This is a genomic window from Vogesella sp. (genome assembly GCF_046297735.1).
Classification (GTDB): Bacteria; Pseudomonadota; Gammaproteobacteria; order Burkholderiales; family Chromobacteriaceae; genus Vogesella; species Vogesella urethralis.
In genome coordinates, this window is sequence record NZ_JBKBHK010000004.1 from 62322 (window position 1) to 82417 (window position 20096).

Genomic DNA, 20096 nt, shown 5'->3' on the forward strand with positions numbered 1-20096 from the left:
TTATCGGCGGAGCTTGCTAGCGCTTGCCGCAGCACGTTTGCTGGTACCCGGCTTGCGGTCCCACTGAATTTTGCTGCGCCCCACACCGGTGAGTGCGGCCAGCCCCAGCGCCATGTCTTGCAACTGCGTCTGCACAACCGCATCAGCCGCGGTTGTCGCGTCTGATGCCTGCGCGGCAACCGCTTGCGGCTGTGCCGAGGGCAACGACACAGCAGGCTGCGCCGCGGAGGATACCACATCACTACCAGCTACTGCCGCCGGTGCCGTCTGCAGATCCGGGGCGACCGGCGGTGCACTGTCATCGACGACTGCAGCGCCAGCATCTTCCTCCTCATCGGCAGCAGCCTGCTGGCTGAGCACTACATCCTGCAGCGTCGCCTGTACCGCCGACGGTGCTGCTGTCAGTACCACGCTGACCGGGCTGACGGGTGGCAAATTACCCTGTGCAGACTGGATAGGCGTAAACAGTACATCGCCCAGAGTAGGCAGCGAGAGCGGCACTGACTGCGCATCCTGCTCGGCGTCATCGGCAGGCTGTTCGCCGGCGCTGGCATCGTCGCGGCCAGCCATGGCCTGATCGTTGCCCGCAGGCTGGCTGATGCTGACAGTAGCGCCACGACCTGTTGTTGCCAGCTGCTGCGCCTGCACCACTTGCGGCGTGTTGTCGTTTTGCGTTGCCGCATCGGCGCCGGCTACCGAGATCACGATCTCGACGCTGGCGCTTCCGTCTTGCGACAGTACGGTAAAGCGTTCTTGCTGCTGACTGCCAGCCGGCAGGCTGGCATTGTCGGCCAGCCTGTATTGCCACTGACCATCGGCACTCAGACTCAGCTGACCGTACAAACCGGTCTGCAAACCTGCCTGCAGCGCGGCTTCGCCAGCGTCAATGTCAATGATCTGCAGTTGGCCGCTGGCCTGCTGAGTGCCTCCGGCCTTGACTACCCCCTGGCTATCGCCGCTGATTTGCGCCAGATGGTTACCTCCGGTTACCGCAATGGTCACGGTACGCTGGCTGCCATCTAGGCTGCTGACGACGAAACTTTCGCTAACCACCGCACCCTTGGCTACCGCACTGGCATCTTGCAGCTGGTATACCCAATGGCCATCAGCCGTCTGACTGAACACGCCATAGTTACCCTGGCTGGTTTGCGCCACGAACAGCGCCTCGCCGGCGTCGATATCAATGATCTGCAGTTGGCCGCTGGCCACGCTATTGCCTCCTTGCTGCACCGCACCGGCAAGAACACCATCGATCACGGCCGCATGATTGCCTCCGGTAACGGTGATGAGCAGCTGTACGCTACTGCCGTCTACGCTGCGCACCTCAAAGCTGTCCTGGCTGGTAGCGCCCTTGGCGATACTGCTTGCATCCAGTAACTGGTACGCCCAACTGCCGTCGGCCAGCAATTGCAACTGGCCATAGCGGCCTTGGCTGCTCTGTGGCACGAAGGCCGCCTCGCCGGCATCGATATCGCTGACCAGTAGCTGGCCGCTGCTATTGCGCTGACCATCCTGGGCCACGGCACCAGCCAGCTGGCCAGTGATGCTGGCTGCATGGTTACCACCGGTTACCGCCACAACCACCATACTGCGGGTGCCATCGGCAGTGAGTACCTGGAAGCTTTCCTGCACCACGGCAGCTTTGGCAATAGCGCTGCCGTCCAGCAAGCGGTATACCCAGCTGCCGTCAGCCTGCAGACTGAAGCTGCCATACTGGCCTGCTTGCGTCTGGGCAATGAACACAGCCTCGCCAGCGTCGATATCGCTAATGCTGAGCTGACCACTGGCTTGCTGCTGGCCATCTTGGGCAACCGCTCCAGTTTGCTCGCCACCGATGATGGCGGCGTGATTACCACCAGTCACGCTGATGCTGATGTTGCTGCTGGTGCCGTCCTTGGCCAATACGGTGAACTGCTCGGCGACGGTCTGGCCTTTGGCTACCGCTTCACCCTGGCTGAGGACATAGGTCCAGCTGCCGTCTGCCGCCAGTTGCAAGGTACCGTAGTTACCAGACTGGCTACCGGCTTGGAACTCGGCCTCGCCGTCATCGACATCGCTGATTTGCAACTGACCGCTACTGGTACGTACACCCTCTTGCGCCACGCTGCCGGTTTGCTGGCCACTGATCACTGCAGCGTCGTTCACGCCGATGATCTCGACAGTGAGCGTGGTGCTGGCGCCGTCAACGGTCTGCACGGTGAAGCTCTCGCGGCGGCTACTACCGGCCGCCAGCGCCTGCACATTGGCGCTGAGTGCAAACGCCCAGCTGCCATCGGACTGCAGTTGCAAGGTACCCAGTTCGCCGACAAAGCTACCTGCCAGAAATACGCTGGCAAGACCTGCCAGACTATCTTGCAGGCGACCGCTGCTGCTGGCGGCGCCATCCTCTACCAGGCTGGTGAGCTGCGCTTGCGGCTGATCGTTACTGCCATGAATGCTCAGGGTAACGGTGGTCTGGCTGCCGTCGGTGGTGGTGAGTACAAACACCTCGCTACGAACGTCGCCATCACGCAGCGCCTGAACGCGGGCATTGCTGGCGCTGTCATTGCCAAGGGTGTAACTCCAGCTACCATCAACTTTGACTTCCAGCTTGCCAAAGCGGCCTTGCTGGGTATTGCTGACCGGGTCGAAACTGGCTACACCACCCGACAGTGCCGGGTAGGCAATACGGCCGCTGGCGCGGGTTGTACTGTCTTCGGTGACACTGCCCTTACCGTCGAGGTCGCCTTCAACAACGCCACCACCGCTACCGTTTTGCGGCTTGACGTAGCCGCTGGTCGTCACGCCCATCTCGCCGTATTCGCCCAACATGACGACGCTGACGATCTGGCGCACCAGATCGGCCAGGCCACTGCCCGGGATGATGGTGTGCTGCGGGTTGGCCGCATCCAGCTCCACACTGCCGGACAAGGTATCGACGCCGGTGCCGCCCAGTACGATATTGCGGCCAGTATTCGGCAGCACAAAGCTGTCGCTGGTCAGCAGCGGGTCGGCCGCGTCGCTGCCGGTGCTTTGCACCAGCTGCAGTGCGCCTGCGGTGTCGAAGTTGGCCTGGGCGCCATCGCCGGCCACCACGCGCAACGCGGCATCGCCACCGCTAAGCGTGAGCGTGTCACGGCCAAAGCCACCAAACACATACGCCGTGCCGGCGCCGATGTTCAGCGTATCGTCGCCACCACTGCTATCGCTCAAGGTGCCTGCGCGCACCAGTTGGCCGCTACCGTCTACCGCAAAAGATACGCTGCCGGCGTCGCCAAAGGCGATATTGCGGTCGCCCGCCACGGTGAGCGATTCCACCTTGTCGTTACCCGCGCCGCCAAACAGCAGCTTGTCGCCACTGCCCACGCGGATATTGTCGTCGCCGCCGCTTTGCGGCTGGCTGCTTTCGGCAAACAGGTGCTGGTAGCCGGTTGCCGCACCGCTGCGACGGTAGTCCAGGTTGTCGCCCGATACCACGTCGCGGCTCAGCACGCTGCCCAGCACGTTGATGCGGTCGCTGCCCATGCCGCCAGCCACGATGTTGAAGTCAGCCATTACCCCGGCAATGGCTTCACCGGTCATCGACACGGTGATGTCGTCGTTACCACCGGTAGACGGGTCGCTATCCAGTGTGCCGAACGAAGTCAGGCGACCGGCGATATCGAAGATCATGCTGGCATTATCACCGGCTACCGCCCGCTCGGACGCCAGGCTGGCAGTACCGCGCTGCGATTGCAGGCTGATGCTGTCGGCACCAAAACCGCCGATGACCACCTTGTCGCCATCGATGTCCGATACGCCCACGCCCAGTTGCAACACATCGTTGCCACCCTGGGCAATGCCGGCACTGCTGACCGAGGCCAATTTGCCGTTGCTGGCAAAGCTCACGTTGCCGCTATCGCCCAACACCACGCCAAAGCCCTTGCCGGCAGTGACCCGGTCGGCGCCTTGACCGGCAATAACGACGTGCTCGCCGTGCGTCAGGGTAAGCGTATCGCCCGCACCTTGCTCCGGCAGCAGACTGCTCACGCTGAGTAGCGCCGCCTGGCGCCCGCTCTGACGCTGCAGCTGGCCGTTGTCACCCAGCAAGACGGCGTTGACCGAGGCACCATAGATTGACAAGGTGTCTTCACCCATACCGCCTACCAGCTGCGCTTCGCCTAACGCCCCGCTTACGGCGCCGGTGGTGCCGATCTGCAGCGTATCACCGCCACCGCTTACCGCGGTTTGATCCAATGTCAGCAGGGACACCAGGCTAGCCGCCTGACGCGCTGCGTCGCTTTCGCCCGAGAACAGCAACTGGGCGTTATCACCCACCAGAGTGCGGAAGGCATTTTCGCTGCTATTGACCTGCACCACATCGCGGCCATAACCGGCCACCACGGTGATGTCGCCATCACCCAGGGTGATCCGGTCGTCGCCACCAAAGCCGATATCCGTACTTTCGAGCATCTGCAGCTGCTGGCCACCGGCAGCGTCGAACACCACGCGGCCAGCATCGCCCAGTGCCAGTACGCGTTCCGGCGCACTGCCTTCACGCACGGTCTCGGCCACGATCAGGTCATTACCGAAACCCGCCACAATCAGCTTGTCGCCCTTGCCGGTACGAATCTGGTCATCTCCACCCAGGCTGGCGGCCAGGCTGGCGGCCGACAGTACGCCGTAACCCAGCGGTTTGCGGCGCAGCTCACCGTTGTCGCCAAACAGGATGTCCTGGCTGCGCGCCACGCTGCGTACCACGATCTGGTCGGCGCCCATGCCGCCAAACACCACTTGCAGGCCCAGGTTGGTAGCCAGGTCTTTCTGGCCCAGGCTGATCACATCGTCACCGCCGGTGGCCGTGATGGCATCGGTGGTGACCACGTCGGTCAGGCCACTGCGTGCGTCGTAGCTGAAGCGGGCATTATCACCGGCCACAAAGCGGCCCTGGCTGCCTGCCAGATTGTCTTGCAGGTCCAGGCCGGTCACGGTGGCCGGGTTAACCGACTGCGGCAGGCCGCTGGCGTCGATGTCGATCACGTCAGCGCCAATGCCACCAATCACGTGCTTGATGCCGTCGCGCAGCAAGATACGGTCAGCACCGCCGATGACCGGGTCGGTACTCTGCATGTCGCGCAGCATGCCGTTACGCGCCACGCTGTCGTAGTTCAGCTCGCCATTGTCGCCTACTACCAGCTGCGCGCCATCGCGGGCGTACAGCGTGTCGGCACCAAAGCCGCCCAGCAGCACCTTGCCACCGTCACCGCTGGCCAGAATATCGTTGCCGCCCTTGTCATTCACCGTGCTCTTCACTTGCAGCAGCAGATTGCGCTGGCCATTGCTGGCGTCGGCAGCGGTACGGTGGATGTCACCGTTATCACCCAGCAGGATGTCTTGGCTCGTGGCGGTACCGCGGCGGATTTCGCCGGTAACCGGGTCGATCTCGGCACTGACCAGTACGGTATCGCTGCCCATACCGGCGATCACCATGTTCAGACCAATATCGCTGCTCATACCGCTGCTGGCGATGGTGATCTTGTCGTTGCCGCCGGTAGCGTCTGCCACGTCAGTGCTGCTCAGACGGGTCAGCCCCCCCAGCGTGTCAAAACCGAAGATGGCATGATCGCCACTGATATAGCGATAGTTGGCCGCAGTCGACGCTGCTGCACTCACCGTAATGACATCGGCACCGGCACCGCCGGCCAGTACGGCACTGCCGGACTGCAGGCTGATGCTGTCGGCGTCGCCGGTGGTTTCGCGTACGTCGGCCTCGACACTTTGCAGCAGATGGGCGTCTTTCTTGGCAGTACCGAATACCACGTGGCCACTATCGCCCAGCACCACGTTACGGCTGTCCGCTGCATCATTAATGGTGACGCGGTCGGCACCGGCGCCGGCGATCACGACATTGCTGCCGCTACCCAGGGTGATGGTGTCGGCGCCGCCGTTTTCGTCAAAGCTGCTACCCACGCTGGTTTGCGCGGTCAGCGTCAGGCGGGTGTCGGATTTCAGCGTGAAGCTACCCAGGTCGCCCAGCACCAGGTTGTTGCCATTACCCAGCGTGATGTTGTCTTGCCCCAGGCCGCCCAATACCACATGGTTGCCGTTGAGACCGACAATGGTGTCGTTACCGCCCCCACCGTTGGCCGCGGACTGCACCTGGCTGGCGTCGCCATCTTTGAGCTCGCCGCGGGCTTCGAACGCCAGACGGCCAAAGTCGCCTACCACGGTGTCGTCGCCGCCACCGGTGTAGAAACGGTCGGCACCGCTGGCGCCCATCATCACGTCGTTGCCGTCATGGCTGTCCAGGCCGCCCACCAGCACCTGCGCACCCGGTGCGTCGCCAAGTTTGGCGTTCTGGATAGTGGTGCCGTACCAGGTCCAGGCACGGCTTGGCAGCAGCTCCCACGCCGGTTTGCCAGATACCAGCTCTACCAGCTTGCCGCTCTCTTTCATTTTCAGGGTGTCGGCTACCAGCAGGTCGGCGCCTTCCATGCCCACCAGTACGTCATTGCCTTTCAGGCCCAGGATAACGTTCTGGCTGGCATCGCCCACCAGCACATCGTCGCCGGCACCGCCAATCATGGTATGGAAACCGCGTACGGTGACGTTGGCCGCATCGCTGGTAAAGCGGCTCTCCGACGGCACATCGGCCAGCTGGCCTTTTACAGCGGCCGGGAGGGTGTAGGCGCGGCCACTTTCGTTAATGCGGACGCCGCTGTTGTACTGTGACAGGTCAAGGATGTTGCGCGCGCCGGCTTTTTCATTGCCACCAGACACGCCGATACCGCGACCAGGCCCACCGTAGATGCTGTTGGTAATGGCTGCCTGGTTGGCAAACACGAACACATCGCTATTACTGCCACCGATCAGGTTTTCCACCCCGACAAAACGGAACAGGCGATCGCCAAAGTTGTTGTCGTCGTTGGCTTTACCGGCAGCGGTGTTGGTGATGACACCCTCGTCCAGTGCCTCGTCAGCCGTAATCAGGCTGTCGAGCTTGGCGGCGGCCTTGCTACCCATGCCAGCCTGTAGCGCGGCCACGTCTTCGGCGACATTGCTGACATTGATGTGCAGCATGGCTTCTTCGCCGGACATGTCGATGCTGTCATCGCCCTGGCCACCCACAAACAGGCCGAGCTCGGTCACCGCGTCGAAGCGCATGCTGTTGCTGCCCGCGCTGACACTCAGACCCGCCGTATCCAGCAGCAAGTTGCTGCTAACGGCCGAGAAATCAAACACGTTGGCCGCACCGCCGCTATCGTCATCGTGCACATTGGCACTGGCCCAGTTTTCCAGGAACCGGTAGCTGTCGCTGCCAGTGCCGCCGATCATTTCGGTACTGCCGCCGCGGGCGATCAGCAGGTCGTTGCCGGCATTGCCCCGCAGAATGGCGCTACCGCTGCCACCGATCAGGATATCGTCCTTAGCACCGCCAATAATCTGGTCTTTACCCGCGCCTGCCACCAGAATGGCCTGGATGGTCTTCAGGCCGCTGGCATCGATGATGTCATTACCCTTGCCTGCGTAACCCAGAATGCGCTTCACGCCGCTATAGGTCTTGACGTACTCCACACCATCCAAGGTAGCGGTAATTTCGATCTCGCCGTTGCCGATTTCCTTGATGACGAACTTCTCATCGCCATCTTCGATATTGCGGTTGATGCGGTCTTTGGCTTGTTTGTTGATGTCGCTGCCGTAGGTGGCATCCACGTCAATCAGGTTGGCACCGTCGAACGAGCCCATGTGCAGTACCCAGGTACCGTCGCCGTTGTCGTCAGACGCCAGAATCGGCATGCAGGGTGTCGGTGTCCAGCGCAGCTCGAACAGGTCTACTTCCAGCAGGGTCTTGTCGAACACGGTCGCCCAGCCAAACAGCACGAACAGCTTGACGTACACGTCCACGTACAGCGAGCCGGCAATGCTGGCCTCGACCACGTTCAAGGGGTTGCACATCAGCGCGTTAATGATTTCCTTGGCGCGGAATTTGCCGTCGTTTGCGCCCGGGCCTTCCTCATCCCAGAAGTCCACCTCGCCTTTCAGCTTCAGGCCCGCCTCGATACCGGCACGCAACACGCCGGCGTTGAACTCGCCGTAAATGGCCAGCTTGGCCATCACATCGATTTCCGGCAGATCGATACCGTTCTTGAAGTTATCGCTAACGTAGAAACCGTCGAAGATATCAAGCGCGTTGCCCGAATCAATAAACTTGATGATGCCGCTGGTATCAAAGCCCAGTGTCAGGTTCACGGCAATGTCCAGCGAACCGCGCATGCCCACTTTCAGGCCGGGGAAGACAAAAGCGCCAACATCGATCATCACACCCACCCCCAGGCTTGGCGGGGTGTAGGTCACCAGATCTACCGGTTTGCCCATGATCAGATCCAGCACCTTGGACAAGTCTTGCAACAGCGGAATCTTGAACGCGTTATTCGGGTTATTCAGTTTGGCCAGGAAGCCCTTGGTGCCGCTGGCGCTCGGGGTCTGGGCTGCGCCGCCACCTGCACCACTGCTCGCAGGTTTGGGGTTATCCAGCGCCTTGTTCACGTCTTGGGTCTGGCCGGTCAGCGACGCACCCTTGCGGCTGGATGCATTGGTGAGATCGCCCGCCAAGTTGAACACGCGGCCAACCGGAATGATCAAGCCTTCGGCGTCCACCGGAATACTGTTGAACAGATCCAGCATCACCACAAAGGTCTTGATGAACTCGATGCGCTTGTCACCCTTGCCTAGGTCAGACGCCAGATCCAGCAGGCTGTAATCCTTGCCGGCCAGCTTGGACAAGCCGGGGATAGGTGTCGTCAGGCCGTCGATAATGGGCTGCAGCGGCTTGGTGATGTCCTGCACCTTGGAAACGATCGGGCCCAGGAAGTCACTGAAGAAGCTGCCGACATCAATACCCAGGTCGGTAATCCACACCTTCGGCGACGGCGTGAACAGCGCACCATAACCCAGCGGATTAACCGGGTCTTTCAGCCCCCACGTCAGGTGGAAATCGGCTATCAGGCGCGGCAGCACCTTGCTGCCCTCGATGGACAGGTCCATCTTGAAGTTCGCCTGCGCCTTGCCGGTCACTTCCGACTTGAACAGATCGCCGAATTTGCCACGTGTCATTTCACCAAAGGTGATGCGGCCATCGTTACTGCCGGGCCGATCGATCATGTCGATGGCAAAGCTGCCGTGGAACCAGGTGCGCGAACCGATATCGCCGCGGTTACCGGCAATAAAGAGGCCGCCCTCGCTGGCTTTGGTGTACACGGTTTCGCCGTTGGGGCCAACAATCTCGTCACTGCGATCGTCGGTGAGTTTGCCTTGCAAGAAGAAGATCTTGGCCGTCATCGAGGCCGGCTTGGTGCTGTCCTTCAGCTTGCTGGCATCGGCACTCAGGGTAACCGTCTTGTCCTTGAGCTTATCGCCACCAAACACCACCTTGTGGCCAGTGATCTTGCCGCTGGCCATATCCTTGACCGCCACAACTTCAATCCCGGTATAGGATTTGCCCACAGCCTTGTTCAATGCGGCCTGGATCTGACTGGCCGACGCACTGCGACTGATGGCGGCGGTGGTGTAAGTCTTGCTACCGTCGCTAAAACTCAGCGTGAAGCTGCCCGCATCCCCCTTGGTAAAGGTGAAGCTGCTTTCAGTTGCACTGTTGGTCACATCCAGCTGGCCGCCACCACCGGCAATCAGGTAGGCGTCAAAACTGATGCTGATCTCTTTGACCGTTTGTGCCTCGGTGAGCTGCCACGGGTTGATAATTTCGGGGTTGGCCGCCGCGTAGGCGGCTTGCTGATCGGCAGCCACCACGTACTGGCCGTCCGGCAAGCCTGCCATGCCCGCCATATTGCTAACCAGGTACAGACCATCGGTGGTATTGACACCAAAGCCCAGGTAGAAGTCCCAGCCCAGATCCAGCTGAACGCCGCCATCTACTTCCAGCGCGAGGCCAGGCAAGCCCATGTCAAAGGACAAGTCGATATCGCGGGACAGCAAGTTTTGCCCCAGGTGCATGCGGAACTGCAGCGCCTTGGCGTCCAGCAGCGCGTCTTTGCCCGGATAGGTATTGATGACATCGCCGCCCTTGCGATCGCCTTTCTTGTCATCCTTGGTGCCGGCCAGGGTGTAGCCCAGCCGGGTACCGTTGGCCACACCGGTCAGGCCCATGGCCAGAAACTCCACCACGATATCGTCGGCGGTAATCAGGCTGTCACCGTTGTAGTCTTTGAGGAAGTTCAAGAACGGGTTATCACCGGCAGCCTCGCCCTTCTCCAGCCATTGGTCCATGGCTGCCACACGGATGACACCGTCGCCATCGCTGTCGTGGCTAAATGCCTCGAACAAGACTTGGCGCAGCGCGTTCTCCATGCCGCCGTAGGTATCCACCGTACTGTCGATGAAGTCACGGATTTTGGCGATAACGTTGCTGCGGAAGTCACCGACGAACTGGGTGCCTTTTTTCAGCTGATCGCCAATCAAGGGCAGTGGCAGCGAGGCCATGGCGTCCAGGCTCTTCTGGATACCCTTCAGCGCGTAGTCGATGCCATCAATGACAATACCCGGGTCACGGATCAAGCGAATCAGCGGGTTCTTCAGCGCCATCACGTCGTAGATCCGGCCCAAGTCCGGCAACGCGTAATTGATGATCTTGGTAGTGTCGTACTCGCCCGCCGTCTGGATCTGCACCGAGCTGACCGCCACGCCTTGCAGCATGGCCTGTGTCAGCGCCTTCAGGCTGTTGATGCGAACCTCGACATTGCCTACCTGGTAAGTACTTTCCAAGCCCGGAATCAGCGTCTGGCCCAACTCGACCAGTTCGCTATCCAGCTCTACGCTGGCCGGCAACAGCACACTGGCGGTGCCGTCAAACACTACGTCCAGGTTATTGAACAGCGTGCCGAACGGGCTGGCCTTGAGCTTGGCAGTATCGGCTGTCAGCGTCACCATCTTGCCGGCCAGCGTGTTGCCGCCAAAACGGATGCTGAAACCACCGTAGTTCTTGTCGACAACCACCTCGATACCGCTGTAGCCAGCAGCTACCGCTTGGTTGAGGCGGGTTTGCAGTTCCGCCGCGCTGATATCGTAAGCCAGGTTGGTCGCGACATAATTTATCCCGCCGGCACTGAAGGTCAGGTCGAAGGTGCCGCTGGTGCCTGCCACCACCGACACGCGCGCCACTGTAGCGGTTTGCAGGCCATTCGGGTCTTTGCCAGCAACCACCGGCACCACGGCGACTGCGCCCTGATGCGTCAGTTTGGCTGCGTTGGCGCTCATGGCCGCGACAGACTTACCCGCCAGGCCGCCCATGAAGCGCACATCCCAGCCCTGGGCCGGGTTAGCCGCATTGTGTGCCGTCACGCTCACGCTGACCGCCACGCCGCCTACCTGCACTGGCGCCAGCTTGGTGGTCAGTGCGGCTGCTACGTCTGCAGCGCTGGCGTTCCAGGCAATGTCATCGGTGGTGTAGGTTTTGCCGGCAATGTCTACTGACAAGGTAAAACTGCCGCCCGAGCCGCTGGGCACACGTACCCACTGAATGGTGTCGGCAGCGCCCAGCGCGGCGTCACCCTCTTTCAGGGCATGGGCAGTAATCGCGATGGTCTTGCCGCTAAGCGCACTGCCACTGAGGGTGATTTTCCAGCCCTGGCCGAGATCTGACGGGTTGACCGCGGTGACGCTCACACTGCCCTGGATGGCCTGCGGGCCAAAGAACAGGGCTTTTTCCAGCAGGGCTTGCATGGCATCTGCGTCGTAGCTGCGGCTAAAGCTATCGGTGTAGTAAGTATTGCCCCCCACTACCAGCTTCAGGCGGTAGGTTTCGTCAGCGGTGGACGCAACATCATCGGCCGGCGGCACCAGCTTGATGACGGCCCCGCCGGTATTGCCGGTAATGGCAAAGTTGGCCGCAGCATCCTGCCATTGCAAGGCGACGCTATCGCCTTGCTGCAGTACGCTCACCGCCACGGCAGACGACAGATAGTGGCGGCCATCGCCATGGCCGGCGCTACCGGCAGGCTCGTCGTTCAGGTACAAGCCGGCACGGGCCAGCACACTGGCAATACCGTTGCTGATTTTCAGCGACAGCGGCCCCAGGCCGGCCGCAAAGTTCAGATCCTGGCCATTTACCTCCAGCCCCAGTTGGGCAAAGGTCCCTTTGTCGTCCTTGTAGTTATCAGCGGTGCCGTTGTTGTCGTGATCGAACACGAACAGCTCGCCAGAGTCCAGGTCCACGCCCAAGGCGATATTGAGCATGGCGCTGGATTTCAGGCCGATCTTGGCGCTGCCACCCACGTCGGCCAGCGTGCTCACGGCCCCCATCAGCTGTTTGACGGTATCACCACCGATCAGATCGCCCAGTTTTTCCAGATCCATGGCCAGCGAGAAGTGCTGGTCTGCCAACTTGATCACATAAGGAATGGTGATAGCCAATGCATTGGTCTTGGCATCGTAATCGATGTTGATACCGAACACGTCCGGGCGTGCCGGGTCGTAAATCGGCATGCCAAAGCTCTCGGACAGCACCTTGCGCAGCTCGGTCACGCCCTGGGCCGGGTTGCTGCCCAGCTTGTCCAGCGCGTGCGCCAGTGAGGACGCCACGTCCAGCATGTCGTTAACGCTACGGTCGATCAGCGGAATGTTCTGGTTCAGGAAAGCAAAGCTGTCCATCTGACCCAGCAGGTTGCCCACCATTTTCAGACCGTCGATCAGCTGTACCCACGACAGCTTGCGCAGGCCCATCAGTACATCTGCGCCCGTGACCCGTACGTCTACTGCGTCCTTCAGGCTGGTGACGCCTTTCCATACGTCGACGATAGGCAAGCTGATATCGATGCTCGGGTTGGCATCCGGTGGTAGCAAGTTCAGGCCACCGGCGTCTACCTTGATGCCTTCGATGGTCAGGCTGGCGGTAGGCTGGGTGCCCACCCCATAGGTCGCGTCGCTGAACGTAATCGGGGTGAAGTAGTCCTTGATCAGACTGCGGCCAACCACGGTCATGGCTGCGGCAGTGGGCGCTGTAAATTTCAGCACCGCATTCTGTTGCTGTACGCTACCGTCCAGCTTGTACAGATCGCCCAATGTGACGAAGGTATGGCTGGCAAACGGCACGCTGGCCAGCGGCGGCACCTGCTTGCCAGCCCAGGCGGTCAGCGCGGCCTTGATGGCAGCATTGACATCGCCTGCCAGGTCGGCGAGCGACATATTGTTGGCCGCATCGGCTGCCAGTACAGTCACATCCAGCGTAATGGCTTTGCCTGCGTTCACCGCCGGATCGGTCAGCGTCACCCGCAGGCCCACGTCCAGCGGTAGCTGGCCGGTAAGCGGGTCGATCGCCAGCGCGCTCAGGCTCTTGCTCTGACCGGCATCGAGCACAATGTCGGCACGCGAGCCCAGCAAACTGTCATTACGGCTGCCGGCGTCCAGCAAGTCGCCCAGATAAACACGATCACCTGCCTGACCGCTGGCACCGTTTTGCATCTGTACGTTAACGCCGGCACTGATGGCAGCCTTCATCTGGTCCATGCTGACCGCCACGAAGCCCAACTTGCCACTGGCGCTGAAGTCTTTTACGCCGGCAACAATCTTGCCACCCAGCAAGGTGTCTTGCAGGAACAGCGAAACACCACTGGCCTTGTAGATTACGCCAGGCTGCATGCCCAGCTGACGCACCAGCGGGTCGGTATCGGCCACCCGGAAGCCCAAGGTACTGATCACCTGGCCCTGGGTAACAAACGCCAGGACCTTGCTGTCACCCTGGCTCAGTACTTTCACTTTCAATACCTGGCCCAGGTTGCTGATGGCCTGACCGGATGGCAAGAGCTTGCCTTCCAGCGGGCCCAGCGTGGTGATAGCGTCCAGCGCCGCCTGGATGTCGGCAGCCAGGTGCTCGGCACTGGTGTTATCGGCAAAAGCCGACTGGTTGACCGCTACGGTAATGGCATTGTCGTTGCTGGCAGCCGTCATGCCGCCACTGACTTTGTCGTCAGCCCCATCGATCAACAGATCAAAGGCGATGCTGCCGGCCAGCTTGCCATCAGACGGTAGCGCAACCGTCACCGCTTCAATGGCTTTACTGCCGCCCAGACCCAGTACATCACGCGCAGCGTTAATGCTGCGGGTCTCGCCACCGGCGGTCACGCTGACAGCCTGGGTCGCCACGGTAAGCTGCTGCAAACCGCTGCCGTAGAGGTTGAGCTGCAATTGTTTCTTGCCGGCAACTTCTACCAGCGTAAAGTTGGCCGCTTGCCCCAGGTTGGCATAGTTACGCACAGCCAGCTTGCCATTGGCTTTCACAGCGGTAGCACCCAGCAGCACGTTGAGGTCGGCCAACAGGTCGGCCTCACTGCTATTGTCGGCCTGGCTGGCGGCGGTCAACGTCAGGTCGTAGCGTTCGCCGTCGATATCGATGCTGAACTTGGCATCGACTGCCGGGTTGCTGCTGGCGTTGTACGCTGCACCCTGATTGAACAGCAGACGGCCAATGCCTGCCAGGCCATTGGCCGCACTGGCTACCAGCTCTGCCTTGCTGACGGAGCCGCCGACGGCACTGAAGTTGTCAGGACGGTTGAAGTCCAAGCCGATGGTGGTCACAAAGTCGATACCGGCGTTCAGTACCAACTGGCCTTTGGCACTGAAGTCGCCAATCGGTGACAGATCGAAGCCGAAGTCCAGTGGCACCAGCTGCTGCGGCATGGCCGGTGTGAAGCGCAGGTCGAACATGAAGTCCATGGCCTGTGCGTCAAAACGGGCGGTGACGTTGAAGGTTTCGCCCTTGGGCAGCAGCTCGTTGACCGCGTCTTGCAGCACCGCCGCAAAATCTTCCAGGGTATTGAATTTGGGGCCGGTCTGAGTACGGGCTTCCTGGCCCAGTACGTCCAGACCGAGCAGACCGACACCGGCATAACCCTGGTCGCCCGCGGTCTGGTCTGCGCTCTTGAGCTGGCTGCTGTTGAGCAGCAAGGTGGGCAGATTTTCACCCGCCAGGCTACCGCCGTACACGATATCGAAAGTATCAGGCTGGCCGGCTACCGCGGTAACGGTAACATCGACCCCGGCAATGGCCTTGGGCCCGGTGGCAAAGGCCTTACGCAGGCCCAGCTCGATCAGCTTGGCCTGACGGATGGCGTGCGCCTCCTCGGCCGACTTGCCCTCGGTCGGGGCGGCAATGGCCGCATCATCGAGGCCGGCCTTCTTCAACTCGGTTTGTTGCTGTTCGGCACTGGCACCGTACAAGAACGGTTCGTTCAGCGTGTAGTACTCGCTGCCTACACGCTGGGCAAAGCCGTAAGTACCCCCAACCGCGTTGCTGATGGTCAGGCGCTGTACTTCGTTTTTGGCCACGCTGCCGTCTGCGGCTGCGGCGCCATGTTGCAGGGTGTAGGCCACCATTTGCGCAGCCGGTTTGGCGCGCAGGTTCTGGTAGCTGGCCGTAAACGATGATTGGTCACCGGTAGCCAGTTTGCCGGCAAAGGTGATGTCAAACGCGCGGGTGCCTTCTGGCACGCGGGTACCGACGGGCTCGTTCAGCACCGATACGGCCACCGCTACGCTGCCATCAATGCCAGCATTTGCAAATGCGGTATTGATGCGCTGCTGTAGCTCGCTGGCGCTGATATCGACCGCCAAACCGTTGATCGCTACCTGTTTGCCGCTCTTGTCGGCAAATTGCAGCTCGAACTGCGAGGCTGCCGCGACGGCCGCATTGACGATGCGCAAACGCTGTACCTCGGCCACCTGGCTAGTACCGGGCGTCACCACATCGATGGATACGCCGGCACTCGGGCGGATGGCGAAATACGCGAAGTCATCCACATTCACCGGCTTGAACTGCAGCTTGCCCCAGGTAATGCCGCCTGCCTTCAGTTGCGGCTCAACGGCAGCAACCTGGATCATGGCAGCCGATACGGCCTTGGCTTTTACTTTTTCTACCGTGCTGTCCACGGTACGGGTCAGCTCGACCCCGGCCACAACCTGGCCGGCCAGCTCGCCGGTAAAGGTAATCAGCCATTGACCGTTCTGGCCGGCAACGCTCACATTGCCTGCGCCGACGCCCTCCAGCCCAGCCAGCGCATCTTGCAGGGCGACACGGACCTGATCGTCATCGAAACCGCTAATGGTGAGCGTCTTGCTGGCCGTGCTGCTGCCGGCCAGCTTCACGCTAAAGCTGGTGCTACCGCTAGCAGCTGCTTGCAAGGCCAGCTCCTGTACCGGGCTGAACACCAGCAATGGTACGTCGCGGCCGGACAGGCGGCCCTGGAAGCTGACAGTCCACTTTTGCGGTTCGCCGCTGACAATGACATTACCCGCGCCGATGTCCGGCATGGCTTCCAGAATGGCTTGCAGCTCCTTGGCGGTCGCCAGCGCCGGGAAGGTTGCAGACAAGGCGCCATCGCCCAGCTGCACGCGCATCAAGCCGCTGGATGCGGCCAACACCACCTGCTGTACCTCGCTACGGAAGCGGCCCTCCTGCACCAGGCTCAAGCTGACGACAGGGTTAACCGCATTACTCAGCTGGCCAACTTGCAGCTCTGCCAGCTCTATGCCAGCCAGACTGCCGCCAAAACTCACCTTCCAGGCACCGCGCTCTGCCAGCGACACCCCCAGCTCCAGCCCCTGGATATCTCCCAGCTTGGCACCGCTACCGTCACTGGCGGCCAGCAACTGGCTGCGTAGCTCGCCAGAACCCATATTGCTGTTGAGGGTAGCCGTGGTGTAAGTCTTGCCACCGTGCGTCCATGACAAGCTGAAGCTGGCCGGGCTGGCAGCCGCAGCGCTGACCACCACGGTCTGCACCTCGCCACGCTTGTTCACCCCCGGCTTGAACTCGATCAGCTCTACGCCGCGCACTTCACCAGCCGGCACATAGCTGCCTGCCTTCAGGCCGCCAAAATAGACGGTCATGTCGGGAATGTTTTGCTGGGCGTAACTGCCTTTGAACGCAATCTTGAACTTGGGCGCCGAGCCAAAGTTGGTTTTCTTGCCGCTAGCGTCCAGCGGGTCTTTCTGCGGGAAGCTGACTTCCACATTGCCTTTGCCGACAATGCCTTCCAGCGCCTGCTGGATAGCCAGGGCTTGGGCATCTACCGCATTGTGCAGGTAGCGGATAGGACCGGTTTTCTTGCCGTACAGCTCCAGCTCGAAGGTACCGCGCTCGTAGCCGGTAAAGGCCAGCACTTTCACTTCGCTGACGCCGGTACTGTGCGACAGGGTTTCGCTCACCGCGGCCTTGGCATCGGCCGGTGCCACGAAGCTGACCGACAGGGCATTGACGCCACCTACGGCCATGCTGGCAGCGAGACTGGCCTGGGTAGCGCCGGTAAAGCGGATGACAAAACCACTGTTGCGATCACCGCTTACCGTGATATCGCTCACATCGCGACCACTGGCAGTGGCAACCGCCTGGCTGATCTGGTTGTAAAGGGTGCTGAGGCTGGTATCGGCCAGCAGGGTAAACTTGCCTTCGCTGCCACCGGCAGCCGGGAAACTGACCACGCCCTCACGCAGGCCGGGCTTGAACAGGAAGGCATTGCTGCCTGACGCCGAGACCAGGCCGCCGAGTTGTTCGCGGGCCAGGAACGCCTTGCCAGCCAGACTGCCGCCAAACTCGATGCGGAAACCGTCGGCACGGCTGCCGCTTACCTTGAGGTTGGCCGCATCGGTCGCAAACACGGTGGCGGCACCCGTGGCCAGTTTGGCAGCGATGGTATCATCGCTATCGCTGGCCAACACGTTGACGCTGGCTTGCGTACCATTACCGACATTACTCAAGGTCAGCGTACCATTAGCCGTACCGATATCCAGCAGCAGCACGCTATTGATGGCTTCTCCACCCTGCTGCAACTGGGTCACTTTGGCTGCATCACCGTTAGCCGTTTGCTGGCTACCCTGGGTACTGCTGTTGCTTTGGCCCTCGGTCACCCAAACCGGCAGTGCCGAATTGAGTTTTAGTGCGCCATTCATCACCTCGGCCACTTTGCCGTTGATGAGCTCTGCCAACTCGTTAATGCTCTTGAACGCAGCTGTTTCGGCCGCCTTTACGGTAACCGTGTACTTGCTTGGCACCGCATCGCCCGGGCGCTGCAGCACCAGGTCAAACGCTACGTCGTCCGCCAAAACGGGCGAGATGGCAGTGGTAGCAGTCAGGTCCATCGCGGTGATGCCCTGCAGCCGCTCATTCAGCACCTTGGTCCAGCCGTAGCCAAAGTCGAAGACATCGCCCAGATCGGCACCGCTGAACGGTACCTTGATATCGAACAGGTCAGAGTCGCGGAACTGGTTGAGGAAGTCGCCCACATTGGCCAGCAACTGAACCATCTGCGCCGGTGTCATATTGGACAGGCTGGCCAGATTGGTGAAATTTTCCTTGCGGATCACCGGGCTGGCCGTCTTGATGTCTTCCAGCGCCAGCGGGGTGCTTTCGCTACCCCACTCTACGATTACCTTGGGGTTAGCCCCGCCGGTCAGTTTGGTGAGGTCGCCACCAAACAGGTTGGCCTTGATTGGCAGGTCTGCCACAGCGTAAACATCTGCCGTCGCATTGACATGGTCACTCAGCTTGCCAACACTGCCCAGCAACACGCGCTCGCCATTGCGGCCATCATCGTTGGCCAGGGCAGACAGGCCCACGCTGGCATTGGCCTCGAACTTCATGGTGCCGTTGTCTACCTGGCCGTCCAGTACACCCAAGGCCACGCCGGCATTGAAATTCTGCATGTTGGCACTGGCCTTGGCCGAGATCTGGTTGGCCTGCATGAATAGCTGGCTATTGTCGGCTGCGGTAGCAAGGCTGTCGAAATTGAAACCGAAAGACAGATCGAGCTTGATCTCGCCGGTCAGGTCAATGTCCCCACTGCCCTTGAGCTTCAGACCCAGGCTGTCCAGACCGCTGCCCAAGTTAAACGGCAGGCTGGTGGTTTTGCTCAGGTCCAGCTTCAAATCCAGGCGCAGCTCTTTACTGGCGCCCTCGCGCTGGGTACGTACTGTGGCGTTGACGCTATTGCCGCCCTTGCTCAGCTGCGTAGCGTCTACTTGCATGGCCGCAACATCCCGGCCCGCCAGCAAGCCGGCGAAGGTCACCAGATAACGGCCATCCAGCTTGACTACATCCAGCAGCAAGCCATTCAGTGCGGTGTCACTGCTTGTCTTGGCGGCCAACAACGCTGCTTTCACTGCGTCGGCAGAGGCGTTGTGCAGAATGGCTTCCGTAGTGTAATCGTCGCCGTTATGGCTGAAAGTAAGCTTGAAGCTGCCACCTGTGGCACCGCCCAGATCGACAATCTGTTGCTCGTTACTGCCTTGGAACTCCAGGCCACCGCCCACGGTAAACGGGCCGGCCTGGGTTTCGCCATACTGGTTGGGGAACAGCGACTGCAGGCCACTGTAGTCACCGCTGGCGGACAGGTAGTCTTTCAGCATGCTGATCAGACCGCTATAAGTGTGCGGGCCGGCCTTGTTGTAGTAGTCGTCCAGCACCGAGAACTTGGTGCCGTCCACCACGCGGCGGAAAGACAGTACATCACCCAGCTTGCGACCGTCGTCACTCTGCATGATGCCGCCCAGACTTTCGCCGACAAATGGCAACTGGCTGGACATGAAACCCATGCCATCCAGCGAATCGCCCACGCTGGCTGCCTGATCGAAAATGGCTTTCAGGTTTTTCCTGGCTTCGGTACCGTCAATGCTGACATCAAAGAAGTACTGCGGTGTCAGCTTGCCCTGGATGATGTCAGAGCGGATCGCCAGCGTGGGGTTGCCGAACATGCCCATGTTGACGCCACCGACACTGGCATCAAACACGAGGTTACCTTCCAGCGACGCCGCCGGCGTCACGGTAAACAAACCCGCCACCGTTTTGCCTTGACCGGACAAGGCTGCCAGGTCTTTCAGCGTAATGCGGCCTTTGCCATCACGGTTATCCGGGTCGGTTACCAGCACTTTGGCCGCGGCTTTGACGGCAAAATCGCTATCCACCAGCTGCACATTGGCCAAGTCGCCCAGCAAGCTGGCACTGGCTTGCAAGCCATAGACATTCAGCGCAGCGCCGGCGTCGAAGCGGTTGATGCGGAAGTACAGGTCGGCACTGGTCGGCACCGGCAGATTCAGGCTGTTATCGCCACGCTTGGTACCCAGCGCCATGCCTGCTT

The 20096-nt window shown here is 60.9% G+C and carries 1 protein-coding gene (only partly in view); it reads right to left on the reverse strand.

Annotation, left to right across the window (positions count from 1 at the left end; all coding sequences use genetic code 11):
* On the reverse strand, positions 1-20096 hold the 3' portion of the coding sequence (locus ACK4FZ_RS06340) for a VCBS domain-containing protein (protein WP_409818990.1). It continues 9196 nt past the right edge of the window; 20096 of the gene's 29292 nt are visible here — the last part of the coding sequence; the start codon falls outside the window, past its right edge — the gene reads right to left on this strand; it ends in the stop codon at positions 1-3.